At 65.7% G+C, this 25,150-nt stretch carries 26 protein-coding genes; 10 read left to right on the top strand and 16 right to left on the bottom strand.

Going from position 1 to position 25,150, the window contains the following annotated elements; genetic code table 11:
• Complete coding sequence (gene glgX, locus HCU64_RS08300) at positions 1-2,118, top strand: glycogen debranching protein GlgX (protein ID WP_233383357.1); 2,118 nt, start codon at positions 1-3, stop codon at positions 2,116-2,118.
• A 15-nt stretch (positions 2,119-2,133) separates the two neighbouring features.
• On the opposite strand, the gene HCU64_RS08295 is transcribed toward glgX, so the two are convergent.
• Positions 2,134-2,547, bottom strand: a complete 414-nt coding sequence (locus HCU64_RS08295) for a flagellar biosynthesis repressor FlbT (RefSeq protein ID WP_233383356.1) — start codon at positions 2,545-2,547, stop codon at positions 2,134-2,136.
• 188 nt (positions 2,548-2,735) lie between these two features.
• Here HCU64_RS08295 and HCU64_RS08290 point away from each other — a divergent pair, with 188 nt between their 5' ends.
• From HCU64_RS08290 to HCU64_RS08265, 6 genes are all read left to right on the top strand, one after another.
• A complete protein-coding gene (locus tag HCU64_RS08290; protein WP_233383355.1) occupies positions 2,736-3,950 on the top strand; it encodes a flagellin N-terminal helical domain-containing protein in 1,215 nt (404 codons plus the stop codon).
• A gap of 196 nt (positions 3,951-4,146) precedes the next feature.
• Positions 4,147-5,346: a flagellin N-terminal helical domain-containing protein gene (locus HCU64_RS08285; RefSeq protein WP_233383354.1), complete on the top strand. Its 1,200-nt coding sequence runs from the start codon at positions 4,147-4,149 to the stop codon at positions 5,344-5,346.
• Between the two features lie 137 nt (positions 5,347-5,483).
• Entirely contained in the window at positions 5,484-5,834 is a 351-nt protein-coding gene (locus HCU64_RS08280; RefSeq protein WP_233383353.1) for a PilZ domain-containing protein, read from the top strand.
• A gap of 82 nt (positions 5,835-5,916) precedes the next feature.
• On the top strand, positions 5,917-6,549 hold the full coding sequence (gene upp, locus HCU64_RS08275; protein ID WP_233383352.1) for a uracil phosphoribosyltransferase: 633 nt from the start codon (positions 5,917-5,919) through the stop codon (positions 6,547-6,549).
• Between the two features lie 66 nt (positions 6,550-6,615).
• Entirely contained in the window at positions 6,616-7,620 is a 1,005-nt protein-coding gene (locus HCU64_RS08270) for an NAD(P)H-quinone oxidoreductase (RefSeq protein ID WP_233383351.1), read from the top strand.
• Positions 7,621-7,736: 116 nt separating this feature from the next.
• Complete coding sequence (locus HCU64_RS08265; RefSeq protein WP_233383350.1) at positions 7,737-7,979, top strand: hypothetical protein; 243 nt, start codon at positions 7,737-7,739, stop codon at positions 7,977-7,979.
• Positions 7,980-8,114: 135 nt separating this feature from the next.
• On the opposite strand, the gene HCU64_RS08260 is transcribed toward HCU64_RS08265, so the two are convergent.
• The 4 genes from HCU64_RS08260 to HCU64_RS08245 form a co-directional block, all read right to left on the bottom strand.
• On the bottom strand, positions 8,115-8,996 hold the full coding sequence (locus HCU64_RS08260; RefSeq protein ID WP_233383349.1) for a 3-hydroxybutyryl-CoA dehydrogenase: 882 nt from the start codon (positions 8,994-8,996) through the stop codon (positions 8,115-8,117).
• 182 nt (positions 8,997-9,178) lie between these two features.
• Positions 9,179-10,129, bottom strand: coding sequence for an electron transfer flavoprotein subunit alpha/FixB family protein (locus HCU64_RS08255; RefSeq protein WP_233383348.1), 951 nt, complete (start codon positions 10,127-10,129; stop codon positions 9,179-9,181).
• Positions 10,130-10,204: 75 nt separating this feature from the next.
• Positions 10,205-10,954 (bottom strand): electron transfer flavoprotein subunit beta/FixA family protein, encoded by a 750-nt coding sequence (locus tag HCU64_RS08250; RefSeq protein WP_233383347.1) that lies wholly within the window; start codon positions 10,952-10,954, stop codon positions 10,205-10,207.
• Between the two features lie 203 nt (positions 10,955-11,157).
• Positions 11,158-13,260, bottom strand: a complete 2,103-nt coding sequence (locus HCU64_RS08245) for a hypothetical protein (protein ID WP_233383346.1) — start codon at positions 13,258-13,260, stop codon at positions 11,158-11,160.
• A gap of 254 nt (positions 13,261-13,514) precedes the next feature.
• On the opposite strand from HCU64_RS08245, the gene HCU64_RS08240 reads away from it, so the two are divergent.
• Positions 13,515-13,763 carry a hypothetical protein gene (locus HCU64_RS08240; RefSeq protein WP_233383345.1) on the top strand — a complete coding sequence of 83 codons (249 nt, stop codon included), beginning with the start codon at positions 13,515-13,517 and terminating at the stop codon, positions 13,761-13,763.
• A 6-nt stretch (positions 13,764-13,769) separates the two neighbouring features.
• On the opposite strand, the gene HCU64_RS08235 is transcribed toward HCU64_RS08240, so the two are convergent.
• The 4 genes from HCU64_RS08235 to HCU64_RS08220 form a co-directional block, all read right to left on the bottom strand.
• Entirely contained in the window at positions 13,770-14,342 is a 573-nt protein-coding gene (locus tag HCU64_RS08235; RefSeq protein ID WP_233383344.1) for a cob(I)yrinic acid a,c-diamide adenosyltransferase, read from the bottom strand.
• Between the two features lie 116 nt (positions 14,343-14,458).
• Positions 14,459-15,097 carry an acyloxyacyl hydrolase gene (locus HCU64_RS08230; protein WP_233383343.1) on the bottom strand — a complete coding sequence of 213 codons (639 nt, stop codon included), beginning with the start codon at positions 15,095-15,097 and terminating at the stop codon, positions 14,459-14,461.
• 132 nt (positions 15,098-15,229) lie between these two features.
• Positions 15,230-15,415, bottom strand: a complete 186-nt coding sequence (locus HCU64_RS08225) for a twin transmembrane helix small protein (protein ID WP_233383342.1) — start codon at positions 15,413-15,415, stop codon at positions 15,230-15,232.
• A 111-nt stretch (positions 15,416-15,526) separates the two neighbouring features.
• Complete coding sequence (locus HCU64_RS08220; RefSeq protein ID WP_233383341.1) at positions 15,527-18,217, bottom strand: TIGR02302 family protein; 2,691 nt, start codon at positions 18,215-18,217, stop codon at positions 15,527-15,529.
• Positions 18,218-18,425: 208 nt separating this feature from the next.
• On the opposite strand from HCU64_RS08220, the gene HCU64_RS08215 reads away from it, so the two are divergent.
• Positions 18,426-18,656, top strand: coding sequence for a hypothetical protein (locus tag HCU64_RS08215; RefSeq protein WP_233383340.1), 231 nt, complete (start codon positions 18,426-18,428; stop codon positions 18,654-18,656).
• A gap of 30 nt (positions 18,657-18,686) precedes the next feature.
• On the opposite strand, the gene lysA is transcribed toward HCU64_RS08215, so the two are convergent.
• The 6 genes from lysA to HCU64_RS08185 form a co-directional block, all read right to left on the bottom strand.
• A complete protein-coding gene (gene lysA, locus HCU64_RS08210) occupies positions 18,687-19,952 on the bottom strand; it encodes a diaminopimelate decarboxylase (protein ID WP_233383339.1) in 1,266 nt (421 codons plus the stop codon).
• A gap of 50 nt (positions 19,953-20,002) precedes the next feature.
• Positions 20,003-20,368 (bottom strand): hypothetical protein, encoded by a 366-nt coding sequence (locus HCU64_RS08205; protein ID WP_233383338.1) that lies wholly within the window; start codon positions 20,366-20,368, stop codon positions 20,003-20,005.
• Positions 20,369-20,458: 90 nt separating this feature from the next.
• Positions 20,459-20,728, bottom strand: a complete 270-nt coding sequence (locus HCU64_RS08200) for a 3',5'-cyclic-nucleotide phosphodiesterase (protein WP_233383337.1) — start codon at positions 20,726-20,728, stop codon at positions 20,459-20,461.
• A gap of 163 nt (positions 20,729-20,891) precedes the next feature.
• The gene (locus HCU64_RS08195) at positions 20,892-21,716 is read right to left on the bottom strand and encodes a hypothetical protein (protein ID WP_233383336.1); all 825 of its coding nucleotides are present in this window, start codon (positions 21,714-21,716) and stop codon (positions 20,892-20,894) included.
• A 138-nt stretch (positions 21,717-21,854) separates the two neighbouring features.
• The gene (locus HCU64_RS08190; RefSeq protein ID WP_233383335.1) at positions 21,855-22,466 is read right to left on the bottom strand and encodes a DUF1134 domain-containing protein; all 612 of its coding nucleotides are present in this window, start codon (positions 22,464-22,466) and stop codon (positions 21,855-21,857) included.
• 89 nt (positions 22,467-22,555) lie between these two features.
• Entirely contained in the window at positions 22,556-23,488 is a 933-nt protein-coding gene (locus tag HCU64_RS08185) for a 3'(2'),5'-bisphosphate nucleotidase CysQ family protein (protein ID WP_233383334.1), read from the bottom strand.
• Positions 23,489-23,664: 176 nt separating this feature from the next.
• Here HCU64_RS08185 and chpT point away from each other — a divergent pair, with 176 nt between their 5' ends.
• Positions 23,665-24,396, top strand: a complete 732-nt coding sequence (gene chpT, locus HCU64_RS08180; protein ID WP_233383333.1) for a histidine phosphotransferase ChpT — start codon at positions 23,665-23,667, stop codon at positions 24,394-24,396.
• Positions 24,397-24,605: 209 nt separating this feature from the next.
• Here chpT and HCU64_RS08175 read toward each other — a convergent pair whose 3' ends face one another.
• Complete coding sequence (locus tag HCU64_RS08175; protein WP_233383332.1) at positions 24,606-25,094, bottom strand: PilZ domain-containing protein; 489 nt, start codon at positions 25,092-25,094, stop codon at positions 24,606-24,608.
• Between the last annotated feature and the right edge of the window lie 56 nt (positions 25,095-25,150).

The following is a 25,150-nucleotide window of genomic DNA, read 5'->3' as shown; positions in this document are numbered from 1 at the left end:
ATGATCGTCATCGAGGAAGGCGTGCCAGCGCCGCTCGGCGCGCACTTCGATGGCCGGGGCGTGAACTTCGCGCTGTTTTCGCAGAACGCGACTGCCGTCGATCTCTGCCTGTTCGATCCGGGCGAGCGCCACGAGCGGCACGTGATCCGGCTGCCCTGCCGGACTGACGACGTCTTCCACGGCTATTTGCACGGAGTGCTTCCGGGCCAGCAATACGGCTACCGCGTGCATGGCCCCTGGGAGCCTTCGCACGGACACAGGTTCAACCCTGCCAAGCTTGTCATCGACCCCTACGCCCGCGAGATCGCCGGCCGCATCCGCTGGAACGATTCCGTCTATGGTTTTCGACGGGGCCTGCAGCGCGACGATGCCATCGACCGTCGCGACAGCGCGCCCTCGATGCCGCGCGGGGTGATCGCGCGAACGGACACACCGGACTTCACGCCTAGCCAGAACGCTCGCCCGCTCTCCGAAACAGTCATCTACGAGGCGCACGTCAAGGCGCTCACCATGACCCATCCGGCTCTCTCCGCATCGGAGCGAGGCACTTATCTCGGTCTGGCGCACCCCGCGATCATCGATCACTTGATCAAGCTCGGCGTCACGGCGCTCGAACTCCTGCCGATCCAGGCGTTCGTCGATGATCGTTTTCTGGTCGAGAAGGGCCTCGTGAATTTCTGGGGCTACCAACCCTACAACTACTTCGCCCCCGAGCCGCGCTATCTCGGTGACGGCGGTACGGGCGGCCTGCGCTTCGCGATCCGCGAGCTCGCGGCAGCAGGGATCGAGACCATCATCGACGTGGTCTACAACCACACAGCCGAGGGCGGTCCTACGGGGCCGACTCTGTCGTTCCGCGGCATCGACAACTACAGCTATTACAAGCTCAAGCCCGAGAACCTGCGCGAGGACGTCGACTGCACTGGCTGCGGCAACACACTCGACGTCGCCAATCCCCGCGTCATGCAGATGGTGCTCGACAGCCTGCGCTACTGGGTCCAGTCCTACGGCGTCGCCGGCTTCCGTTTCGACCTGGCGACGAGCCTCGGCCGCTCGCCCTACGACTTCTGGCACCGGGCCGCCTTTTTCCAGGCAATCCGGCAGGACCCGGTGCTTGCACGCGTCAAGCTGATCGCCGAGCCCTGGGATGTCGGCCACGGCGGCTACCGGCTGGGCGGCTATCCCTACGGCTGGAGCGAGTGGAACGACCAGTTCCGCGACAACCTGCGCGGCTTCTGGCGCGGCGATGACGGCCTGCTCGGCAAGCTGACTCAGGGCCTTTCGGGATCGCGGGAGATCTTCAACCCGTCGGGCCGAGCGCCACAGGCGAGCATCAACTATGCCGCCTCGCATGACGGCTATACACTCGCGGACGTCGTCGCCTACGAGCAGAAACACAACCACGCCAACGGCGAGGAAAACCGCGACGGACACGGGCACAATCTCTCCCGCAATTACGGCGTTGAAGGTGCGACCGACGAGCCCGCGATCTTGAGCCTTCGCGCACGGCAGACACGCAACATGCTGGCCACGGTCTTCCTGGCTCAGGGCGTGCCGATGCTCCTGATGGGAGACGAGCGCGGCCGTACCCAGCAGGGCAACAACAACGCCTATTGCCAGGACAACGCGGTGAGCTGGATGGACTGGGCGCACGACCCCGATCCAGACCTTGCGTCCTTCGTCGGCAACCTCTCTGCGCTGCGCCGCCGCTGCCCCTCGCTCCGCCGCCGCCACTTCCTGAACGGCACCCATGTCGATGGAACCGAGTTGCGCGACGTCCATTGGCTTTCACCCGACGGCACGGAGATGGACGGGGCAGCCTGGGACGATGCCGGCCGGAAGGACTTCGGCATGCAGATCGGCAACGACATCGAGGGCGCGCAACGCGTGCTCGTGCTGATGAACGCCGCCGAGAGCCCGTGCGAGTTCCGGCTTGCCCGCGCGATCGGCGGCCCCTGGCGCCGCGTCTTCGACACGACGCTGGCGGTCGGCACAGTCCCACCAAACACGATTCCGCTCGTCGAAGAGGGCGGCAGCGTCCCGGTCGCGCCGCGCAGTGTTCTAGTGCTCAAGGCGCCGCCTGTCCCCACCGCCGACGCGTGCGGCGGAACGGCCTGACCCCACCTTACAAGTTCAGGCCGGCAGGGATTCGGTCGATGCAGGGACGACACGAGCGAGCAGATCGCGCTCATAGGCGATGAGTTCGCGACCGAGCTTCAAGGCGCGATAACGTTCGCCAGAGGCCATGAATTCGTGAATCGCGGCGATGCGCGGCGCCATGCTGGGCGCCGCTTCCATGATCTGGGTCGCCAGAGCAGTGAAGCCGTTCTCGGCCTCGAAGGTCTCGTCCACGAGGTAGATCACCTGCAGGAGCACGTAGAGCTTCTTGCAGGGCGTGTCCGCCTCGCTTTCGGTAATGATCTCGCTCTCGCGCAGGAATTTCGTGTTCGTCTCGAGCACGAAGCTCGCCCGTCGGTCGCCGTTGCGGATCGCGGCATTGCCGATGATGAGCCGCTCATTGGGCTTCAGATCGATCTTGAGGGGCATGATTCGCTCCCGTTCCAATTCGGCCCGAATGTCGGCCTTGGGCCGTTAAGAAACACTCAACCAAGCCGGCAACGAGGTGGCGATACGGCCGAGTCTCGGCGATCGAAGTAAGGTTTCGGAAGGGGGCGGGGGCGCTTGATCGGGCCACTCCAAAACGGGGTGCATCAGATCAAAAGGATCTACAGATCATGTCTTCCAGCGTTACCCTTTCCGCCGCGACCCGCCAGAACCTGCTCTCGCTGCAGGACACGGCTGCGTTGACCTCGACGACCCAGAACCGCCTCTCCACCGGCAAGAAGGTCTCGTCGGCCCTCGACAACCCGGTCAACTTCTTCACGGCGCAGAGCCTCAGCAGCCGCTCGGGCGACCTCGGCAACCTGCTCGACGGTATCTCCAACGGCATTCAGACGATCCAGGCTGCCAACCAGGGCCTCACCTCGATCCAGAAGCTCGTCGATCAGGCGAAGTCGATCACCAGCCAGGCACTCGCCACGCAGATCACCACGACTGGCACGGCTTCTACCGATTTCGCAGCACCGACCGGTGCCTCGACGGTGACGTTCTACGTCAACGGTGAAGCAAAGACCGCCGCGCTCGCCTCGACGGACAGCATCGACACCGCGATCGCCACGCTCAACACCTCGGCCGGCTCGTCGATCTTCTCCAAGGACACCACCGGCAAGAAGATCGTCCTGAACGCCACCTCGGACATCGAGTTCAAGGCGTCAACCGACCAGACCGCTCTCGGCTTCGCCGCCGGTGCCGCGGACTCGGCCGGCGCGAACTACTACGGCACTGGCGTCGACAAGGGCGTCAAGCAGAGCGGCGATCTCGCCGTGACGGGTGTCTCCACCCGGGCCTCGCTCGCCCAGCAGTACAACAGCCTGCTGACGCAGATCGACCAGCTCGCGAAGGATGCCAGTTACAACGGCGTCAACCTGCTCAGCAGCGATGCGACGTCGAACAAGCTCCACATCTCGTTCAACGAGAAGGACACCTCGAGCCTCGACATCCAGGGTGTCGACGTGACCTCCGCCGGCCTCAGCCTTGCGGCGAACACCTCGACCTCGGCAACCGCAACGGCTGCGACGGCTACCAACCGTGGCAACTTCCTGCTCGACGCCGACATCAAGGCGACGAACAATGTGCTGGCTTCGGCCACGGATTCGCTGCGTGCGAAGTCTTCGACCTTCGGTTCGAACCTCTCGGTCGTTCAGAACCGTCAGGACTTCTCGAAGAACCTGATCAACGTGCTCGACACCGGTGCCGCCAATCTCACCGATGCCGACCTCAACGAGGAAGCCGCGAACTCCCAGGCTCTGACCACCCGTCAGTCGCTGGGCATCTCGGCACTCTCGCTGGCCAATCAGGCTCAGCAGGGCATCCTGCAGCTGCTGCGCTAATCCTCAACACGATCTCGTTGAGACCGAGAAGGCCGAGGCTCCATGCCTCGGCCTTTTGCGCGTCGCGGATAGAGTCATGACACTGGACTTGAGCGAACGTCAGGCACGTACCTTTAACCTTAATGAAAGGCTTGACGTGCAAGATTAACCCTAATGCCAACGATGGTGGCGTATTAACCAGAACGGGCTAGTTGTAATGTCGTCCAATGTCACGCTTTCCGCCGCGACCCGTCAGAACCTGCTCTCGCTGCAGGACACGGCTGCGTTGACCTCGACGACCCAGAACCGCCTCTCCACCGGCAAGAAGGTCTCGTCGGCCCTCGACAACCCGGTCAACTTCTTCACCGCAGCCAGCCTCAGCAGCCGCTCGGGCGATCTCGGCAACCTGCTCGACGGTATCTCCAACGGCATTCAGACGATCCAGGCTGCCAACCAGGGCATCACCTCGATCCAGAAGCTCGTCGATCAGGCGAAGTCGATCACGAGCCAGGCGCTCGCCACGCAGATCACGACCAGCGGAACGGCTTCGACGGCTTTCTCTGCAGCTGCCAGCACCGTAAGTTTCTACGTCAATGGCGAGGCCAAGACGGCTACGCTCGCGACCACGGACTCAATCGATACCGCCATCACCAAACTGAACACCGCCGCTGGTGCCGCGATCTATTCCAAGGACACCACCGGCACCAAGCTCGTCCTGAACGCCTCGTCCGATATCGAGTTCAAGGACACCGGCAGCCAGACGGCGCTCGGGTTCAGCTCTGGTACGGCGGCGGTTACCAACTACTACGGCACCGGCAACGATAAAGTCGGCAAGAGCAGTGAGCTTACCGTCACCGGAGTCGACACCCGGGCCTCGCTCGCCCAGCAGTACAACAGCCTGCTGACGCAGATCGACCAGCTCGCGAAGGATGCCAGCTACAACGGCGTCAACCTGCTCAGCAGCGATGCGACGTCGAACAAGCTCCACATCTCGTTCAACGAGAAGGACACCTCGAGCCTCGACATCCAGGGTGTCGACGTGACCTCCGCCGGCCTCAACCTCTCCGCCGTTCTGGGCACCGCGGGTTCGGTCCCGGTTGCGACGGCCGCTAACCGCGGCAACTTCCTCCTCGACGCGGACATCAAGTCGACCGCCAATGTTCTCAGCTCGGCCACGGACTCGCTGCGTGCAAAGTCTTCGAGCTTCGGCTCGAACCTCTCGGTCGTTCAGAACCGTCAGGACTTCTCGAAGCACCTGATCAACGTGCTCGACACCGGCGCCGCGAACCTCACCGATGCCGACCTCAACGAAGAAGCCGCAAACTCCCAGGCCCTGACCACCCGCCAGTCGCTAGGCATCTCGGCGCTCTCGCTTGCCAATCAGGCTCAGCAGGGCATCCTGAAGCTGCTCCAGTAATCGGCCATATTTTTCACGAATTCTGGGCGGCCGGGGTGAGAGCTCCGGCCGCCTCTGTTTTGAGCAGACGCCGTTAGACATCGCGTAACCGATATCGGGATACACATTTCCGTGATCTGCGAAGTGCAGGAAACGGTATGTCGGACGCTACGCTCGATTGGGGTGATGAAAACCCGGACCTCACCGCCGCCATCGGCGTCACCGAAGGCAAGGGCCTGGTCGACCGCCGTGAGGAACGCACCGAAGCCAACCTGATCGCGGTCATCCGCCTGCCATCCGGCGAGGAGATCCGCTGCATCGTCAGGGACGTCTCGAAATCCGGTGCAAGGCTCGGCATCCCGCGCGGATGCGTGCTTCCCGAGCGCTTCATGTTCAAGGTGAATGGGCGCAGCTTCGTCTTTCGGGTCCGCCTCGCCTGGCAGCGGGATTGCTATGCCGGAGTGCATATCGAGCGCATCGCGCGGCTGCCCGCGAGTGCCGCTCACTGACCTCTCCTTCGAACCGGCTTCGCCTGACCGCGCATTCTGCGCATAAAGGGCGACAGTGCGTGAAACAAAGGAGCCCGTGGGCATGGCAGCCAACGTCACGGTGGTGGATCACCCGCTCGTCCAGCACAAGCTGACGTTGATGCGCGACGTGACGCGCTCGACGAAGGGATTTCGCGAACTCCTGAACGAGATCGGCATGCTGCTGGCCTACGAGGTCACGCGCGACTTGCCCCTCGAACCGGTGACCATCGAGACGCCGCTTCAGGCGATGGAAGGCCAGCAGATCGCCGGCAAGAAGTTGGTGCTCGCTCCGATCCTGCGCGCCGGCGTGGGCTTCCTCGATGGCATGCTTTCGCTGATGCCGGCCGCACGCGTGGCTCATATCGGCATCTATCGTGATCCCGAGTCTCTCCAGGCGGTGGAATACTACTTCAAGAGCCCGTCGGATCTTGCTGACCGGACCGTCCTGGTGCTCGACCCGATGCTCGCCACGGCGAACTCGGCCGTGGCTGCCATCGAGCAATTGAAGAGACGGGGGGCACTCGACCTCCGCTTCGTCTGTCTGCTCGCAGCGCCCGAGGGAATCGCCCACCTGCAGCGGGTTCATCCGGACGTGCCGGTCTGGACCGCGGCGATCGACAGCCACCTGAACGATCACGGCTACATCGTGCCGGGTCTCGGCGATGCCGGAGACCGGATGTACGGGACGCGCTGAGGCGAAAGCCCCTTGCCCCAGCGGGCAACCTTCGCAACTAGGGGAGAAGTCTGAAGGAGTTCCCCGATGCCCGTCCCCGACACCATGCGTCAGATCCGCTTCGAAGGCTCGGGTGGCCCCGAGGTGATCTCGGTGGAAACGGTGGGGCTGCCGCAGCCTGGCCGCGGACAGGTGCTGATCGATGTCGCCGCCGCCGGAGTGAACCGACCCGACGTGATGCAGCGCCAGGGCCTTTATCCGCCGCCGAAGGGCGCAACGGAGATCCCGGGCCTTGAAGTCGCCGGCCGCATTGCGGCGCTGAGCGAGGGCGTGTCGGGATTCTCCATCGGCGACGAGGTTTGCGCGCTGGTGATCAGCGGCGGCTATGCAGAATTCGCGGTCGCGGAAGTGGGGCAGGTGCTGCTGAAACCTGCGTCCCTCTCACTGATCGAGGCGGCCGCGCTGCCGGAGACCGTCTTCACGGTCTACAGTACGGTGATCCAGCGCGGGCGCCTGCAACGGGGAGAGCGCTTTCTCGTCCATGGTGGCTCGAGCGGCATTGGTTCGACCGCGATCCAGATCGCCAAGCGGCACGGCGCCATCGTCTACGCGACAGCCGGCTCGGACGAGAAGTGTCGGTTCTGCGAGGAACTCGGCGCGGACGCCGCCATCAACTACCGCGAGGCCGATTTTGCCGAAGAGATCAAACGGCTCACGGAAGGCCGTGGCGTCGACGTGATCCTCGACATGGTCGGCGCGGCCTATCTCGCCAAGAATATCGCCTCGATGGCGGTGGAAGGCCGCCTCGTCCAAATCGCCTTCATGAAGGGCTACAAGGCAGAGAGCGTCAATCTCACGCCGATCATGCTGAAGCGTCTCACCATCACCGGCGCCACGCTGCGGGCACAACCGAAGGAGAACAAGGCAGCGATCGCTGACGCGTTGCGCAGCAACGTCTGGCCGCTGATCGAAGCGGGCAAGATCAGGCCGATCATCCACGAGACGTTCCCGCTCGAGGAGGCGGCGAAGGCGCATGCGCTGATGGAATCGAGCGCGCATCTCGGAAAGATCATGCTGACGACTGGGCGCTGAGCTCTGTCGAGCATCGCCAAATCCGGGCTTATTGCCGCGAGGCGGATTAGGAACACTCGACTCTCGCCGGCGTTTGCCGGCCGTCACCGGACAATGGTGTCGTGTAAGTCGAGGTAATGATGGCCAAAGTCGAGACGGGAACCCAGGCGCGCCAAGGCGAGAAGGGGAGGCCAATCCTCTACGTCCTGATTGCTGCGGTGCTTCTGGCTGTGATTGCGGGAGCCGTCACCTTGACTTGGCAGGGGAAGGTCTCGCCTGCGGATCACGCGAGCCAGAGCGGTCAAGCAGCTCAACAGACCGCCGACAATCCGACCACGCCACCGCAGAAGACGGTTCCGGCTGAGCAAAAGCCGAAGTGAGCCCTAGAAGAAGACGGTCGCGGCAGCTGCGATATGCTGGCCTGCCGCGTCGCGTCCTTGCGAGCGCAACATCAGGGTCAATCCGCCGAAGTCGGGACGCTGGCCTTGGCTGTTTTGTCTTCGGCTCTGCTGAGTTCAGCGGGTGGGGACCGGTGTCTCGCCGCGATAATCGTAAAAGCCGCGCTTGGTCTTGCGGCCGAGCCACCCTGCTTCGACGTATTTCACGAGGAGGGGGCAGGGGCGATACTTCGAGTCCGCAAGGCCTTCGTAGAGCACCTGCATCACCGAAAGGCAGGTATCCAAGCCGATGAAATCGGCGAGTTGCAGCGGCCCCATGGGATGGTTCGCGCCGAGCTTCATCGCGGTATCGATCGACTCCACCGAGCCGACGCCCTCGTAGAGCGTGTAGATCGCCTCGTTGATCATCGGCAGCAGGATGCGGTTGACGATGAAGGCCGGAAAATCCTCCGACATCGTCGAGATCTTGCCGAGCTTGGCGATGAAATGCTTGGCCGCTTCGTAGGTGGGGTCTTCGGTCGCGATGCCCCGGATCAGCTCGACGAGCTGCATCAGCGGCACCGGGTTCATGAAATGGATGCCGATGAAACGCTCGGGCCGGTCGGTCGAAGCCGCGAGCCGCGTGATCGAAATCGACGACGTGTTGGTGGCGACCAGCGTGTCCGGGCGCAGAGTCGGACAGAGGGCTTGGAAGATCTGGCGCTTGGTGGCTTCGTCCTCGGTGGCAGCCTCGATGACGAGGTCACAGGCTTCGAGATCCGAGAAGCCGCGCGCGGTGACGATGCGACCCATGGCACTGCGGCTCTGCTCTTCGGTGAGCGTGCCCTTCTGAACCTGCCGGGTCAGGTTGCCCTCGATCGCGGCAAGACCCGCTCCGATGCGATCGGGATCGCGGTCGTTCAAGCGGACGTCGAGACCGGCCGCCGCACAGACATGGGCAATGCCATTGCCCATCTGCCCGGCGCCAATGATGCCGACTGTCCTGATATCGAGGGCCATTGCCGTTCCCGAATCCTCAGATACCGCGAGAGTGCCCCATGGACCGCCAATGAACATGCGGCAGCGCAACAATCACGTCAAACGCGCTCCCTAGAACATTTTTGGTTTTGCGGGAGCCCCTTTTCTGTCGAGCGGTATACGAAATTTATCCGGCCCGCGTCACGGGCCGGATTTGTCGAGCCTCAGCCCTTCACCTTGGCCACTTCGGCCTGAAGTTCCGGCACAATCTGGAAGAGGTCGCCGACGAGGCCGTAATCGGCCACCTGGAAAATCGGCGCATCCTCGTCCTTGTTGATGGCGACGATGACCTTCGAGTCCTTCATGCCGGCGAGGTGCTGGATCGCGCCGGAAATGCCGACGGCGACGTAGAGATCCGGTGCGACGACCTTACCGGTCTGGCCGACCTGCCAGTCGTTGGGGGCGTAGCCCGCATCGACGGCAGCGCGCGAGGCGCCGACACCGGCACCGAAGGCATCGGCCAGCGGCTCGATCACTTCCTTGAACTTGTCGGACGAGCCGAGCGCGCGGCCACCGGAGACGATGATCTTGGCCGAGGCGAGTTCGGGGCGATCGGACTTGGCGATCTCCTCGCTCTTGTAGGCGGAACCGCCGGCATCCTGAGCACCCTCGGACACGGCCTCGACGGGAGCGGGCGAGCCGCCTTCGCCGGTCGGCTTAAAGGAGGCGCCACGCACGGTGATCACCTTCTTGCCTTCGGGTGCCTGTACCGTCTGGATGGCGTTGCCGGCGTAGATCGGCCGCTCGAAGGTGTCGGGCGAGACCACCTTGATGATGTCCGAGACCTGGGACACGTCGAGCAGGGCTGCAACACGCGGCAGGATGTTCTTGCCGGTGGTCGAGGCCGAGCAGATGATGGCCTCGTAGGGACCAGCGATCTTGGCAATGAGCGCGGCGATCGGCTCGGCCATGTCGTGGTCGTAGACCGCGTCTTCGGCGTTCAGCACCTTATCCACGCCGTCGAGCTTGCCGGCGGCTTCTGCCGCGGCCTTGCTCCCGGCGCCAAGCACCAGGGCGTGGATGGGGGCGCCGAGTTCCTTGGCGGCGGTGAGCGCCTTGAGCGTGCCGTCCTTGATCTCGGAATTGGCGTGCTCGACGTAGAGGAGCGTGGTCATCGATCGGATCTCGCAATCATGTGGTGAGGGCGCCGCTCGACCGTGTCGGCGGGAGCGGCGCGGAAGCCCAAAAAATCAGATCACACCGGCTTCGTTCTTGAGCTTCGACACCAGCTCGGAGACCGAACCGACCTTCACGCCGGCAGAGCGGCCCGGGGGCTCGGTGGTCTTGACGATCTTCAGCTTCGGGGTCACGTCGACGCCCAATTCCTCGGCGGAGAGCGTGTCGAGCGGCTTCTTCTTCGCCTTCATGATGTTCGGCAGCGAGGCGTAGCGCGGCTCGTTGAGGCGCAGGTCTGTCGTCACAATCGCCGGAAGCTTGAGGCCCACGGTCTGCAGGCCGCCATCGACCTCTCGGGTCACGTCGAGGCTCTCGCCCTCGACCGTCAGCTTGTAGGCGAATGTGCCTTGCGGCCACCCAAGCAGCGCGCCGAGCATCTGGCCAGTCTGGTTGCAATCGTCGTCGATCGCCTGCTTGCCGAGGATGACGAGGTTCGGCGTCTCCTTCTCGACGACTGCCTTGAGGAGCTTGGCCACGGCCAGCGGCTCGGTGGTCACGTCGGTCTTCACCAGGATGGCGCGGTCCGCGCCCATGGCAAGCGCAGTACGCAGGGTCTCCTGGGCCTTCTCGGGGCCGATCGAGACGGCGACGACCTCGGTCACCTTGCCCGCTTCCTTCAGCTTGATCGCCTCCTCGACGGCGATCTCGTCGAAGGGGTTCATTGACATCTTGACGTTGGCGAGTTCGACGCCGGAGCCGTCGGCCTTCACGCGGATCTTGACGTTGTAGTCGACAACCCGCTTGACGGGCACGAGAACCTTCATGGGTGCAGCTTCCTCCGGCACGTCGCGGCGGGCCCCAAGCCCTAGGAGCGGGCGGCCCGCAACGGCGACGGTCATCGACCATGGATGAATTAGGGGGCGGACCGTAACGAGCCGATTTCAGGCTTGTCAACGCAGCCAAACGTACGGGAGGTGCCTGCCGGGCTTGCGATTTTGCCGTGCATCCACGAGGCCACCGTCTGACGTCACCGCATGGTGCTGATCATGTCCTGGGGCACGCCGGTAATGTCGTCGAGAACGAGCTGGTGGATCGCGCAGATGAACGAGGTCAGCCGGTAGCCGTCGTGGCGCGCGAGCGCATTGTCGAAGGCGCGCATGTTCCAGAACGGATCGTTGGCGGCAGTGATCGGCGCGATCCCGGCGAATTGCAGACCGTGCAGGAATTCGGCGGCGGGTACGCCCTGGCCGCGCACGCCGCGCTCGGCTGGAGCCAGGTTCTCGCTGTCCCAATACAGGCCGAACTGGGCGTCCTGCCGGGTTCTCGCCCGGCTGAGCCAACGGTTCGTCGGCGGGCAGGAGATCGGCGCATCCGCGAGGGTCGCGTAGGGGCGATGCCGCTCCTCGCCGGAGGCGTGTAATCCGAGCAGTTCGTGCGTCGTGCCGAACGGGGCTGCGGACGGTTGGGCGTCCGCCAGCACGCCCGCGGCAGGCCGCGGCGGATCGAGATTGCCGATGGTGTGGGACGTTTCCCGAGAGGAGTCCTGGAACGGGAAGGTCTCGGCGAGCAGGGCCAAGCCGTGGATCGGAAGGGCTTCGAGTCTGGTGAGCCAGTCGCCCGGCTCGGCCTCAGAACAGCTCTCACCAGCGGGCCGACGGTGTTCGATGCGGCCCGCGGCACGGCGCAGCCAGCCCGCGGCGGGGCGGAAGTCGAACTTGAAGGTCGGGAACAGATCGTGCGTCGCCCAATCGTAGTCGACGCCGGCATCGAACATCGCGTCCGTGCTCTTCAGGCGGTCGCGGATCCTGGCTCGGGCATCCTGATAGCCGTCATCCGCATCGAGGCCGATCCAGGCGCAATCGCCGGCCCGCAACCCGCCGGCCGGGAAGGCGAGGGCGGCCGTCATCGAGACCATCACCGGCCGCTGTGCGGCGGGAAAGAACCCGGTATCGCGCTGGACCTCCGAGAGCGGCGTGTTCGAGTCGGCATGCGTCGCGACCCGGCTCCAGACCTCGCGCTGGATCGCCGTCCATTTCGTTGCCTCCGAGGCGGGGTTGATCAGCAGGACGAGGTTGCCGAGCACCGGCGGCATCACCTGGCCGAGCTTGTGCCGCCGCACGGCCTTGACGAGGTCCTCCTTCAAGCCGGTGGCGAGCATGTTGCCGCCGAGGCTGTGGCCGACGACCAGCATCTTGTTGCGCGCGCGCGGATCGTCGGGCTTGTGGCCGAGCGGCGGTGCCAGCACGCTCTCCAGCGTTCGCAACGCCGAGACCGCCGCCGGCGCGATGGCCTCGCTCACGGGCTTTCGGTCGAACAGGGTCGCCCCTGCGGAGAGATTTCCGAGGAAGCCGCCGACGGTGTCCCCGAAGCGCTCCTTGAGGCCCTGCTCGTCGACGCGGGCGCCGCGCCAGCCGACATAGATCGCAGTGACCTTGGTGTCGCAGGCGCTCGCTTCGATCTGACACCGTTCCTGGAGGACCCGCGCGGCATGGGCCGCGTAGAGCCGCAGGTCGGCCACGTTGCCGTCGCCGATCCGCGCGTCATGGCGCCAGCCGTGGATGAACACGATGACGTAGTGCGAGCCGGTCGAGAGATGCTGCTTCAGGGCGTCGAGCTGGGTGATGACCGGCTGGGCCTCCCCATCCGCCCCTGGGCGATGGGGAGCCGCCTGCATCTTGTCCTTCAGCATCGCCGAGGTCATCGCCTCGTCGCGACCCCGAGCGTTCCGGGAGACCAGCGCATAGGGCTCACCGGTCTCCTGGAACTCCAGAAAACCGAGGTGATAGTCGAGAGGTTTTCCGCCCGGCTTCGTCGACGGGACGAGATGACGTTGCAGCGCGCAGCGAAGCCGCGTCCGCCAGCCCGCATCCTGGGCGATGGCGGTCCGCTCGTCGTTGCTCGCATCCTCCCAGCCGCCGCTCTCCGCCCCCTGATCGTTGTCGAGGGTCTTGCGACCGAGATCCGCCAGGATCGACCAGCCCTTGGCGAGCCCATCGCGACATGCGGTTTGGGAAGGATCGAGGTTGCGATACGCCGTGGCGTTCGGTGTCGACAGGACGACGTAGTTGATGAACAGCACGCCGAGGCAGAGCAGCACGATGCCGACGACCATCGTCGTCAGCAGACGCACCAGCCTCCCATAGGCTCGCCACAGCCAGAGAAGTGTGGCGCCGGCCCGCGACCGTCGAGGACGCGCTCCATCGACTGACTGGACGTCCAAGCGGCACCTCTCTCGGCTCGATGCCGAAGGTTCGGCCGTGAGAGTAGCGCGGTTACAGGCGTGTCGCCGAATCCGCTCTGCGTAGCTTTTGTGAGTGCGCTGAAAGTTCAGCGTGCTATCATGTTGCGATGCACAATGATCGCGAATGCTGCTTCGGGACCGCCATGTACGGACCTCTGCACGGCCTGATGATGCTCGGCCTTGAAGCCCAGAAGGTGGTGGAGCTCCGTCTCGTACGGATCGCCTGGGGCGGTGTCGAAGGCCAGGCCGAGATAGCCTCGATGGTCACGGAGAAAATCAGCGCCTCCATCGAGGCATTTGGAATGCTGGCCACGGGCGAATCGCCCGCGGCCGTCGTCGCGCGCTACCGCGAGCACGTCGCCGCGAACACGGAGCGCCTCACGGTGTCCTGAGCCCGCTTAGCGATTCTTGCCAGGCACCCAGAGCACGTCGTCGGCTCCGTTGGCGTTGGCGACTCGAGAGGCGACGAACAGGAAATCGGACAGCCGGTTGAGATACTGCACGGCCTCCGGCGAGATCTTTTCCGCATCGATCGCGGCGAGCGCCACGGTGACCCGCTCGGCCCGGCGACAGACGGTGCGGGCAAGATGGAGGGCCGCCGAGAAGGCCGAGCCGCCTGGCAGGACGAAGGAGGTCAGCGGCTTCAGATCGGCGTTGAGCGCGTCGATGTCTGCCTCGAGACGGGAGACCTGCGAAGGAACGATGCGTAGGGGCTCGTATTCCAGCGGCTTGTCGCTCGGAGGTGTAGCGAGGTCGGCGCCGAGATCGAACAGGTCGTTCTGGATCGCTGCGAGCATCGCGTCGATCCGCGCATCGGCATGGAGCCGCGCCAGACCGACGCACGCATTGGTCTCGTCGACCGCGCCATAGGCCTCGACCCGCAGGTCCGCCTTGGAGCGTCGCTCACCGTTGGCAAGGCCCGTCGTGCCCTTGTCGCCGGTACGCGTGTAGATCTTGTTCAGCTTGACCACGGCCTACCCGTCCCCAATCGGGCAACGAAAAAGCCCGCCGGGCGAGGATGTCTCGCGCGCAGCGGGCCTTTGCAAGCCGTAAAGGCTGCTCGGGGAGGCTGAAAGCTCCAAGAGGCTCAGAAGGTGTAGCCGAGCTTGCCGCCGAAATTCGTCAGGCCGCGATTGTCGTGGCACAGGCCGGCATTCGACATGTGCTCGACGGTGGCCATCACGCTCCAATGCTCGGTGATGCGGAAGCCGAGAGCGGCGGCCTCGCGGAACAGCGGATTGCAGCCGAGGCGGTTGAACCCCAAGGGCGCGCCTGCCTTTTCGCCGGTATAGCCGTCGTGAGCGGCGCCGCCGAAGAACCCATCCAGGAACACGCGCCGGTTAAAGGTCTCGGGAAAGAGATCGACCGTCCAAGTGCCACCGATATACGCGTAGCTGGTTCGACCGCCGGTGCTGTAGCTGCCGCCGACCGTCGGGCGGGGCACGAAGGCCTGCCAGAACGGATCGAGGCTGACTTGCGGCTTGGCGAACAGGATTTCGCCGTTGACGTCGACCTTGCTCCAGTTTCCGAGCTTGCCCTCGGGAGCGCCGGGATCGTGAACCGCGCCGCCGATCCGAATCTCGGAGACGATGCTGTAAGGCTGCACCGGAGCCATGTACGGGATCGGTGCCGGAGCCCGCGCGCTCAGATCGGCCGCCTGGGTGGCACCCGTCGCGACTGCCAGGGCCAGGGTGCCGGCGAGGAGGCGGGAGAAAGTCGTGTGCATCGGCGAGCGATCCGGAGTTCAGCCTTCACCAAATATCACGGCCAGGCTTATCCGAGACGCGAATTCATCCGGAACGAGAACGTTAACGAGCCTGTGCGTCCTGCCAGTCACACCCTGTGGCTCGCGTGCCTGTCAGGCGGCGCGCCACCACAGCACGCCCATGATCAGGATGATGGCGAGAAACTGAAGCAGCACGCGCAGCCGCATCAGCCGCTGCGAGAGGTTGGCGCTGCCGCCGCGCATCATGTTCGCGAGACCGAGGAAGAGGACCGCGGCAACCGCAATGCAGGCGGCGAGCACGAGGGTGTTGGAGGACATGACCAGACTTTCCCGAACGCTAAGCGAGGCAGACCGGAATCCAGCCGGAAGCCGCGCTCATGGGAGCCGTACTAGACCCGCATCGGCTCCCACGCCATGCCGGGCCTGTCGTCAGTTCCGGCGCAGCAGACGCTCGAAATAGTCGAGCTCTTCCTGAGGACGGGTCGGGTCGCCGAGCTTGCGCCGCAACTCCTCCATGATCCTGCGTGCGCGCTGCACCGCCGATTCGTCGGCATTCGGTACGCGGACGTTGCCGTTGGAGAGATCGCGGCCCTTGGTTGGCCGTCCGAGCGGATCGTCGTCGGCATTGCCGGCCTGACCCTGCTGACCGGGATTCTCGCCGTCCTGCTGGCCCTGACCTTCGGCTTCTGCCTGCTGCTGCATTTGCTGCTGCATGCCCTCGGCGCCCTTCTTGAGCCCGTCGAGAGCGCGTCCCTGCGCATCCACCGCCTGATCGCCCTGGCCGCGGCCCAGCGCATCCTCGGCCTCCTTCATGGCTTGCTCGGCGTCGGAAAGGCCCTGCTCGCCCTCGAGGCCTTGCTCCTTCATGCGCCGCTGCAATTCTTGCAGCCGCTCGCGTAAAGCCTGCTGCTGCTGGCCGGTGTTGCCTTGGCCCGGCTCGCTGCCGTTCTGGCCCTGCTGACCCTCCTGCTGCTGGCCCTGGCCTTGTTGGCCTTGCTGCCCCTTCTGACCCTGTTTCTGCTGGCCCTGCTGCTGTTGGCCCTTCTGCTGATTGTTCTGGCGGGGACGGCCCTGTTGTTCCTGAGACTCCTTGAAGGTCTGATCGCGCAGCTTCTGCTGGTCGCGCGACATCTGGTCGAGCTCCTGCATCTGCTTGTTCATCTGCGACTGCTGCTGGCCCTGCTTCTGACCGTTCTGGGCGCTCTGAAGATTTTCCAGGATGCCGCGGAGCTGTTCGAGCAGGCGCTGGGCCTCGGCCGTGTCGCCGCGCTTCATCGCTTCCTGCATGTCCTGGATCATCTTCTGAAGCTGATCCGGCGTGACGGTCTTCTGCTTTCCTTGCTGCTGCTGTTCGGACTGCTTCTGCTGACCGTTCTTCTGATCCTTGTTCTGCCGCTCGGCGAACTCCTTCATGAAGCGGTCGAGCGCCTTCTTGAGGTCGTCGGTGAGCTTCTTGATCTCCTCGTCCGGCGCGCCGCGATCCATGGCCTCCTTGAGCCGGTCTTGGGCAGCACGCAGGGATTTCTCGGCATCGGAGAGATCGCCATCCTCGATCTTGAGGGCCATCTCCCAGAGGAGGTCTGCCACCGCCGTCAGATCCTCGTCGGTCTTTGCCGCGCGCAGGCGGCCGGCAGCCGTCTTGAGCCCCAGGAAAATCGAGGGCTGCGGCGTGAAAGTCTCGGGCGCGATCAGCAGCGCGTCGAGAGCGATCTGGACGCGCCTGCGGTCGTCGTCCGGCGCTGTGACGAGGCGGCGGCGCTCTTCGGCCAGAGAGCGCGCCAGCGGCTGGATGAAGGGCCGCGCCGGCAGAGTGATCTCGGCCGGCTGCGTGCGCCCCTCCTGGCCGGGCTCATCCTTGACGACGAGGGTCAGCCGCACCCGCGCGCCCGACCAGGGATTGTCGGTGAGATCGATCAGGGTCTTCGTATCGGTAGCACCGGTGGCATCGGCCGGCAGCGCGAGGTTCAGCCGCGGCACCGGCACGAGGGAGCGCCCCGGCTTCAACGGCTCCACGATCCCCTCGGCCGAGGCGATCCCGTAATCGTCCTTGGCCCGGTAAGTCAGGTTGAAGGTGCCGCGGCCGTTGACGTCGAGACCGCCGACGCGCTCGACCTCCGGCGGACGGTCGGGGATGCTCTCGATCGTCAGGCGCTGCAACGGCGCGCCCTCGGTCTTGATCTTGAGCTCGGCATTCCCGGCACCGAGCCGGAAGCGCTCCTCGCGAAGGTCCGATTGCGCCGTCCTGGAGGCAACGCCGGTCGGCGGGGCCTTGCGCGAACCAGCATCGTCCTTCGCATCTTTGCGGATCGGCTGGAGCACGGCGTTCGGCGTCAGCGTCGCCTCGCCGTGACCGGCGATCCGCACGATCAGCGTCGAGTTTACCGGCGCGCGCAGGTGCTGCTCGGCGGATTTTCCGGCCTCGGCGCCGGACATGGTCACGATCAGCGGCGGCAGACGGGTGTAGAGCGGCGGATCGATCCAACCGTCGACGCGGAAGCTCGGGCCGGGCGAGGGCGGCTCGCGCCAGTCGAAGGCGGCACCAATCCGCTCGCGCCATTCGGGACCGGCCACGAAGAGCGCGGCGATCGCGGCGACCACAAAGCCTAGACGCAGCGCGAGGGGATCATGACGCGGCATATCCGGCCGTGGTGAGCCGACGCGAAGCCGCGCGACGGCGGCGGCAGCCCGCCGCTGGTGCAAGGCCCACAGCGCCTTCGTCGCCGGGTCTCTCGTGCCAACGGCGAGCGTGTCCTCGACCGCGGAGGCCGGATCATGCGCCAACGCTCCACCCGGTCGCCCGTCGCGGGCAGCCTCGCGGTCGATACGCGCGAGGGCCTGGCGGCGGTCGAGCGCGCGCAGTTTCAGGAGGGGAGCCAGCACGGCGACGGCGAGCAGCGCGAAGGCGGCGAGGCCCGCCATGCGCCAAACCTGCGGCAACTCGAGCCACAGCCCGAGCCAGGACAGGGTGAGGAAGGCCAGACCGACCATCAGGCCGCGCCAGAGCAGCGGCCAAGCGCGCTCGACCAAGCCGGCCGCACGCGCACCCGCTATGAGGCGGTCGAGCCGCGCACGGACGGGGTCGCGTGCTGTCCGGGAGGTCGCCGTTTCGGCCTCGGCCATCGTAACCTTGCTCTGGCGGGATCGGAGCCCACCACGGTCTAAACCAATGTGATACCGTGGCAGCGGTCCACCACGGGGTCAAATTGACCCAGCCGCGCTTGACGGTTGCCAAGTTCCTGGCATTGCTTAATCGTCCCGGTGGACGTCGACTATCGTACGGTCCAGTGCAGGCATTGGCCTCCACGGCGACCTGTCATTCGAGTGCCCTTTGCAGACCTATCGCCTCCGCGTCGCATTCCGGGATCAGCGCGGCGTCGTCCGCCCGCCCGTTCGCGACGAAACCGTCCAAGCTGCCAATCTCCGCGAGGCGATCAGCTCTCTGCTGAGCAACGCGGACAGCCTCATCGTCGACGGCACCAATCTCGCCTGGCTGACCGATAAGGACGACCACATGGTCTGGAGCCTGCGGATGGACGAGCACAACGCGGACACGACCTGACGCAGCGACGCCGGCAGCACCAACGAGGGATCAGAGCCAGGCCGGCATCCGATCGAGCCCGATCAAGTCCTCGTAGCTCGGACGCGGCCGCACCAGGACGGCTTCCGCATCCCTGACCAACACCTCCGGCACCAGGAGCCGGGTGTTGTAGGTGTTGGCCTGGACTGCCCCATAGGCACCCGCAGTCATCACCGCGATCAGATCCCCGGGCGCGACCTCGGGCATGTCGCGGCCCAGCGCCAAGTAATCACCGGTCTCACAGACCGGGCCGACCACGTCGGCAACGATGCGAGGGGCGTCGGCCGAGGGCTCGGCCACCGGGCGCATGGCGTGGAAGGCCTCGTAGAGGGTCGGGCGGATCAGGTCGTTCATCGCCGCATCGACGATGACGAACGTGCGGCTCGCCGTGCGCTTCACGTAGATCACGCGGGTGACGAGGATGCCGGCATTGCCGCAGATCATCCGGCCGATCTCGAAGACCGGCCGAAGGCCGAGCGGCTGAAAATGCGGACGCATCACCTCGGCGAGCGCCGTCGGGTCGGGCGGCGTGGCGTTGTCGTCACGATAGGGGATGCCGAGGCCGCCGCCGAAATCGATGTGCTTCAACGGGTGGCCGTCGGCCATCAGCTCGCGCGCCAGCGCCGAGAGACGGGCGCCGGCCCGGTCGAAGGGCGCGAGATCGGTGATCTGGCTGCCGATATGCATGTCGACGCCGTGGATCGAGAGGCCCGGCAGACGCGCAGCATGGGCATAGACTTCCCGTGCCCGTTCGATCGGGATGCCGAACTTGTTCTCGGATTTTCCTGTCGCGATCTTGGCGTGGGTCAGCGCGTCGACATCCGGGTTCACCCGGATCGAGACCGGCGCGTCTCGACCGATCGATACGGCCACCTCGGAGAGTGCATCGAGTTCCGGCTCGCTCTCGACGTTGAAGCAGAAGATGCCGGCCTGCAGCGCGGCCGCCATCTCGGTGCGCGTCTTGCCGACACCGGAGAACACGATGCGCTCGCCCGGCACGCCGGCCGCGAGCGCCCGGCGCAACTCGCCCTCCGAAACGATGTCCATGCCAGCGCCGAGGCGCGCCAGCGTCGCCAGCACCGCCTGGTTCGAGTTCGCCTTAACAGCAAAGCAGGTCAGGGCGTCGTCGCCGGCGAAGGCCTCGGAGAAGACGCGGTAGTGTCGCTCCAGCGTGGCCGAGGCGTAGCAGTAGAACGGCGTGCCGACCCCGTCCGCGAGAAGGGTCAGGTCGACGTCCTCGGCGTGAAGACGCCCATCGCGATATTGGAAGTGATGCATGCCCGCGCTTTAGCAGAACGGGCGGCAGAGGCGAGGGGGCTTGAGCGCCCTCAGAGGATCGGGTCGAGGATGAATGGATCCTTCGGGATCTTGTAGCCCTTCTTGGCGCCGCGATTGGTCTGAATCGGCGCGGAGTCGATGGCGGGCGCCGTGGCCGATGCGGGGAGTTCGTCTCCATCGCGCACGGCATCCGAGTCCGGAGTTGCCGAGGCCGCTCCCGTGCCGAGCGGAAGGGAACGGGCCGAAGCGGGCGAGGCCGTCGTGCGCCCGGCTGGGCTCGGCGCATCCGTCGGCGGCTCGAGCCTGCCGCGGCGACCGCAGCCGCCGGCCGCCAGGGCAACGACGCAGAGGCAGAGCCCGATGGCGATCAGGCGCCTGGGCGCAGGGCGCGACGGGGCGGCGGGGAGGGCGTGCATCGACGAGTCCGGCATGAACGGCGATAGCTTAGCCGTTCGCGAGCCCGGATGCGAGCGCATCGGCGCAACAACGCCGATGCGCGTTTCGGATCAGCCGCGCTTGCCGCTCTTCTCGGCAGGCGTCGGCGTGTAGGCGTCGATGGCGCGGCGGCAATTTTCCGACAGCTTCTTCCAGTTGGTCTTGAAGCAGGCATCGGTCGCCGGATCGTCCGGAGCGAGGTTGCCGCAATAGGAGAGGTAATCGCCGGTGCAGTACTTCTTGAGCGTGTCGTTGCCGCGCCGGGACTCGACGGCCTGGGCGGTGCTGGCGACGGCAAGGGCGGTCACCGCAAGGGCGAACGGCTTCAGGTTCAAGGCCATAAGTCGTCTCGGAGCGTGCGTGAAAGGGAAGCCGGCATCGGATGCAGCCTCGCGATGGTCGAAGCGAGGCATCGGCAGGGCGATCGCATGACGATACCGTCGTGAGCGCGGACTTATTGTCCTGAGAGCCCAGCGGCAAGCGTGACAGCGCACGTCGCCAGCATCAGGTATCGGCGGTGGCCGGCTGCGGAAAGCTGGCAGATGAAGGAAGACGGTCGCGCTTGACCAGGGCGTCGGCGACCTCGGTGATGCGCCGGCGCAGGTCTGCGTCGTCGTTCTCGCCCTGCGGCAATCCCTTGGCGTGACGACCGGAAAGCGCGCTGGCCAATGCTGCCTCCGCTGCCTGGAGGCTCGCGGCGAGGGTATCGCGCTCGGAGACGAGCGCGTCGTGACGAGTGCGCAACTCGTCCGGAGGGCTGGCGGGGCCTCCCTTCTCGTCGGACGAGCCGTCCGTGGGCTGCGTGCGAGTCACCTGGTCGCGCGACAGGGCACCCTTGAGGTCTTCGCGCACGGCATCCCGCTCCCGCCTTGTCGTCTTCAGGTCGACCAGAATATCGCGGTGGGCCATCTCCAGCGCGGTCAACGCCGCCAGGCTGGCGGCTCCGTCGGTGCGGGAGGTGGAAAGGTCGCGATCGAGCCCGGCGATGCGAGTGAGCGCCTCATCGATCTCGACCTTGCGCGCGGAGAGTGCCGCATCGCGCCCTTCGACGTCGCGCTGCAGGGCGGCGACTTCGAGCAGCTTGGCGCCGACGGTCTGCATGTCGCCATGGCGGCCTGCCCGAGCCGTCTCGACCTTCCGCTCGAGGCGACGCTCGGCAACAGCGAACTCGGCGCGCAGCGCGTCGCGCTCCGCGGCGATCTCCTGCATCGACATCGGAAACAGCCCGTCGATTCGCCGGCGGGCGAGACGGGCCGCGCGGCGGTTGAGCACCGGCAGCATCAGAAGCGCGGCCAGGCTTGCCACCAGGAAGCCGAGCGCGAAGCTCATCACGGTCTCGATCACGCCGACGGACCCATGCGTGAAACCTTAGGGGCGCGCGAAAGTGCGCGCGATGCATGCCGGGAACGCCGGCACCACCACGCTGTATTGCGCGTTCTGGCCTGCTTCAAGGCACGCCCAAAGCCGTCAGAAGGGGTTCCAGGTCGGCCGGTTCGTGAATTTGAGGTAGCCGACGTTGATGCCGAGCCGGGCGCCGACGCCAGTGCGGATCGGAACCACGACGATGCCGTCGTTGGTCACCGCCGTCATGCCGAAGCCGCCCACGAAATAGGCCGACCCGTCGACACCGCCGAAGCGCTGGTAGAGCTCACGCAGGCCCGGCAGGTTGTAGACAAGCATCATGGTGCGGTCACCGTCGCCGCCGGCGTCGAAGCCGATGGACGGGCCCTGCCAGTAAATGCGGCGGTTGCCGGCGTTCCGAGTGTAGAGCGTGCCCTCGCCGTAGCGCAGGCCGCCGACGAAGGCGCCCGCAGCCTCCTGGCCGAGAATGTAGCCGTTCGGCTGGCCCCAGCGACGGGTGGCCTCCTCTACGGTCAGCGCCAAACCGCGCGACACGCTGCCAAAGAAGCGGTGGCCATTGTCCACGATCTCGGCGGGGCGGAAATTCTCGGGGCGACCGAAATCCTCGACCGCAAGGGCCTCGCGACCGGTCAGGACGATGGCCGCAGGGGCTGCCAGCAGGGCGGGAATGACGGCTCGGCGCGACAGCTTCTGCTGCGTCACTTTCTTCGTCGACATCGCAGTCCTCCTCGCGCGGCATTTCCGCGCCGAATCCTTTGATTCGGGGGAGTATGGGCTTTTAACGGCAAGACAAGGTTAACGAGCCGTCACGAGTGGGCCGAGGATTCTTCGCGTGTGACCTCGCCGGTACGGCGCCTGTCGCGATAGCTCGACGAGCAATCCGAGGGGAGGGGAACCGGAGGAGCCTGATCGCATTCACCGAACGCCGCGAAGGGGCCGTTGCGATAGAATCGCCCGCGATGGCCGTAGGTCAGGCGCGCGCCATCCGGCCCCACCACCCAACCGCCGGCAACGGCAAGGATATGGTCGCCGGCCGCAGTGTCCCACTCCATCGTCGGCACGCAGCGAACGTAGACATCGGCCTCGCCAGCGGCGAGCAGGCCGAACTTGAGCGCCGAGGACGTCACGCGCCGCAGCACGATCGGCAGGCTGTCGAGGCAGGCATCGGTTTCGGCGTCACCGTGGCAGCGGCTCACCAGCGCAACCAATCCCTCTCGCGGGGGCGTACGTGCGGAGATCGGACGCGGCTCGCCGAGCCGTCCGTCGCGCATGGGGGCTTCGAGGGCATGGCTGCCCGCATACCAGCACCGACCGAGACCAGGCGCCGCCAGGGCGGCCGCGATCGGCCGATCATTCCAGATCAGGCAGATGTTGACGCTGTATTCGGGAACGCCCGCCAGGAAATCGCGGGTGCCATCGAGCGGATCGACAAGGAAGAACAGCTCGGCGGCCTTGGCCTCGCCACTCGTCTCCTCCGCGATGACCGGAATCTCGGGCCAAAGACGGTTCAACGCAGCGACGATGAACTCTTCAGACCGCATGTCGGCGAGGCTAGCCGGGGAGCCATCAGGCTTCAGCTGATGCGGGCAGTCGCCGCCGTGGTAGCGGCGCAGGATCTCGCCGGCCCCGCAGGCGATTTCTGCAAGGCTCGCCGCGACGTCATCGCGCGACGCATCCGAGACCGGGGCCGTCAGGCGAGGGGACGCCGCCGAACGCGACTCTGACCCCAAAACACTCATCTCAAAGGTCATGCCCCGAAGGCGGCCGCTTGTCGACAGGCGTCATCAAGATGAGCCGCCGCTTTTCAAAGCAGCGAACGGTGTCTATCGGTGCCGGGCACGCGCACGCTGCGACAGCTTCGTTCATCCCGGCCAAGCGCGGCGGATCTAAGACCGAATTCACCGCGGAGCGGTTCATGGCCAGCCTTACCCTCGACGCCCTCGATCTCTCTGCGCTGCTCTGCTCGCGGGTCTGCCACGACCTGATCAGTCCGGTCGGTGCGATCAATAACGGGCTCGAAGTGCTCGAGGACGACAACGATCCCTCAATGCGCGAATTCGCCCTCGACCTGATCCGCAAGAGCGCGCGAACCGCTTCGGCTCGGGTCCAGTTCGCGCGGATCGCCTTTGGCGCCTCGGGCTCGGTGGGCGCTGCCATCGATCTCGCCGACGCGGAAAAACTCACCCGCAACATGTTCGCCGACGAGAAGCCGGACGTGGCCTGGAGCGCGCCGGTGGCGCTCTTTCCGAAGAACAAGGTCAAGCTGCTCCTCAACCTCGTGGTCATTGCCTCGACCGCAATTCCCCGCGGCGGCCTGATCGACGTCAAGGTGACGGGCGACGGCGACGCGCCGGAAATCGTGATCGTAGCCACGGGCTCGCATGCCCGCATCCCGCCCCATGCCGAGGAGCTGATCGCGGGCACGCCGGAGAGCGGTTCGGTCGATTCCCACGGGATCCTGGCCTACTACGCCGGCCTCGTCGCCCGCGCCGCGGCAATGTCCGTGAGCTTCTCCATCGAGGGCGACGCGGTGACGATCAAAGCCGTGCCGAATACCTCCGCTACCGAGGCCGCTCCCGCAAACGCCCCGGTCCCCGAGGATTCCCGCCCATCGGACAGCGAGTCGCCGGACACCGCGCTGGCCTAGGACGCCGACGACCTGAACTTGCACACCGTCATTCCGGGCCGCCACAGGTGAACCCGGAATCGGCGATTGGCCGCGCGGACATCTCGTGTCCACGCATCAGGAGCGGGTTCTGGGCTCCGGTTTGCAGCCTCGAAGAAGATCCGCCAACGGTTGAGCCACGTCAGCGGGCCGTGAAGCCGGAGCGATGACGACCCGATTGTCGCCCTCGGTCACAACACCACGTGTTCGTTGAACGTCTCGGCGCTGAACGGCAGGCGGAAGGCGACGCCGATGCCATCGTCCTTATGGCGCACGACCGTGGCGAAGCGCTTGCCGACCGTCACCACCGCGCCCACGCTCGGTTTGTCAGCGAGCACCAGCCCGGCACCTGACATCGACAGGTCCGCGATTTCTGCATCGATCAGGCGGCCGTCCGGCCATTTAACGGTGGTGCGTCGGTGCTTGGGCACGATGCGCGCGCTGGCACGCCGGTCCGCAAGGCCGTGAACGTGCTCGCGCATCCAGGTCAGTCGCGCCTCGATTCGGGCGTGGCGCTCGGCATTGACCTCGACGCCAATCGTGAAGCCGGTTTCGGTCAGTTCCCGCACGCTGCCCGCGATCAGACCGATCCCGTCGACGTAGCAGATGACCTCCTGGCCGATGTCGTCGTCCGAGGCGAGGTAATCGCAGGCGACCGCTGCGGTTTCGCTGTCGAGCATGTCGACGACGCAGGCAAACTCCTTGCTCTCGCCGATCGTGCAACGCGCCGAGGCCG

It is taken from the genome of Methylobacterium sp. C25 (assembly GCF_021352225.1).
Taxonomy (GTDB): Bacteria; Pseudomonadota; Alphaproteobacteria; order Rhizobiales; family Beijerinckiaceae; genus Methylobacterium.
The sequence above is the reverse complement of the archived record's forward strand: the minus strand, read 5'-3'. Positions and strand labels throughout refer to the sequence as shown.

Bases quoted from the DNA above. Each gene is read 5' to 3' on its own strand.
- glgX (WP_233383357.1), top strand. From the start codon at position 1: ATGATCGTCATCGAGGAAGGCGTGCCAGCGCCGCTCGGCGCGCACTTC.
- HCU64_RS08295 (WP_233383356.1), bottom strand. From the start codon at position 2,547: ATGCCCCTCAAGATCGATCTGAAGCCCAATGAGCGGCTCATCATCGGC.
- HCU64_RS08290 (WP_233383355.1), top strand. From the start codon at position 2,736: ATGTCTTCCAGCGTTACCCTTTCCGCCGCGACCCGCCAGAACCTGCTC.
- HCU64_RS08285 (WP_233383354.1), top strand. From the start codon at position 4,147: ATGTCGTCCAATGTCACGCTTTCCGCCGCGACCCGTCAGAACCTGCTC.
- HCU64_RS08280 (WP_233383353.1), top strand. From the start codon at position 5,484: ATGTCGGACGCTACGCTCGATTGGGGTGATGAAAACCCGGACCTCACC.
- upp (WP_233383352.1), top strand. From the start codon at position 5,917: ATGGCAGCCAACGTCACGGTGGTGGATCACCCGCTCGTCCAGCACAAG.
- HCU64_RS08270 (WP_233383351.1), top strand. From the start codon at position 6,616: ATGCCCGTCCCCGACACCATGCGTCAGATCCGCTTCGAAGGCTCGGGT.
- HCU64_RS08265 (WP_233383350.1), top strand. From the start codon at position 7,737: ATGATGGCCAAAGTCGAGACGGGAACCCAGGCGCGCCAAGGCGAGAAG.
- HCU64_RS08260 (WP_233383349.1), bottom strand. From the start codon at position 8,996: ATGGCCCTCGATATCAGGACAGTCGGCATCATTGGCGCCGGGCAGATG.
- HCU64_RS08255 (WP_233383348.1), bottom strand. From the start codon at position 10,129: ATGACCACGCTCCTCTACGTCGAGCACGCCAATTCCGAGATCAAGGAC.
- HCU64_RS08250 (WP_233383347.1), bottom strand. From the start codon at position 10,954: ATGAAGGTTCTCGTGCCCGTCAAGCGGGTTGTCGACTACAACGTCAAG.
- HCU64_RS08240 (WP_233383345.1), top strand. From the start codon at position 13,515: ATGTACGGACCTCTGCACGGCCTGATGATGCTCGGCCTTGAAGCCCAG.
- HCU64_RS08230 (WP_233383343.1), bottom strand. From the start codon at position 15,097: ATGCACACGACTTTCTCCCGCCTCCTCGCCGGCACCCTGGCCCTGGCA.
- HCU64_RS08225 (WP_233383342.1), bottom strand. From the start codon at position 15,415: ATGTCCTCCAACACCCTCGTGCTCGCCGCCTGCATTGCGGTTGCCGCG.
- HCU64_RS08220 (WP_233383341.1), bottom strand. From the start codon at position 18,217: ATGGCCGAGGCCGAAACGGCGACCTCCCGGACAGCACGCGACCCCGTC.
- lysA (WP_233383339.1), bottom strand. From the start codon at position 19,952: ATGCATCACTTCCAATATCGCGATGGGCGTCTTCACGCCGAGGACGTC.
- HCU64_RS08205 (WP_233383338.1), bottom strand. From the start codon at position 20,368: ATGCACGCCCTCCCCGCCGCCCCGTCGCGCCCTGCGCCCAGGCGCCTG.
- HCU64_RS08200 (WP_233383337.1), bottom strand. From the start codon at position 20,728: ATGGCCTTGAACCTGAAGCCGTTCGCCCTTGCGGTGACCGCCCTTGCC.
- HCU64_RS08195 (WP_233383336.1), bottom strand. From the start codon at position 21,716: ATGAGCTTCGCGCTCGGCTTCCTGGTGGCAAGCCTGGCCGCGCTTCTG.
- HCU64_RS08190 (WP_233383335.1), bottom strand. From the start codon at position 22,466: ATGTCGACGAAGAAAGTGACGCAGCAGAAGCTGTCGCGCCGAGCCGTC.
- HCU64_RS08185 (WP_233383334.1), bottom strand. From the start codon at position 23,488: ATGAGTGTTTTGGGGTCAGAGTCGCGTTCGGCGGCGTCCCCTCGCCTG.
- chpT (WP_233383333.1), top strand. From the start codon at position 23,665: ATGGCCAGCCTTACCCTCGACGCCCTCGATCTCTCTGCGCTGCTCTGC.
- HCU64_RS08175 (WP_233383332.1), bottom strand. From the start codon at position 25,094: ATGCTCGACAGCGAAACCGCAGCGGTCGCCTGCGATTACCTCGCCTCG.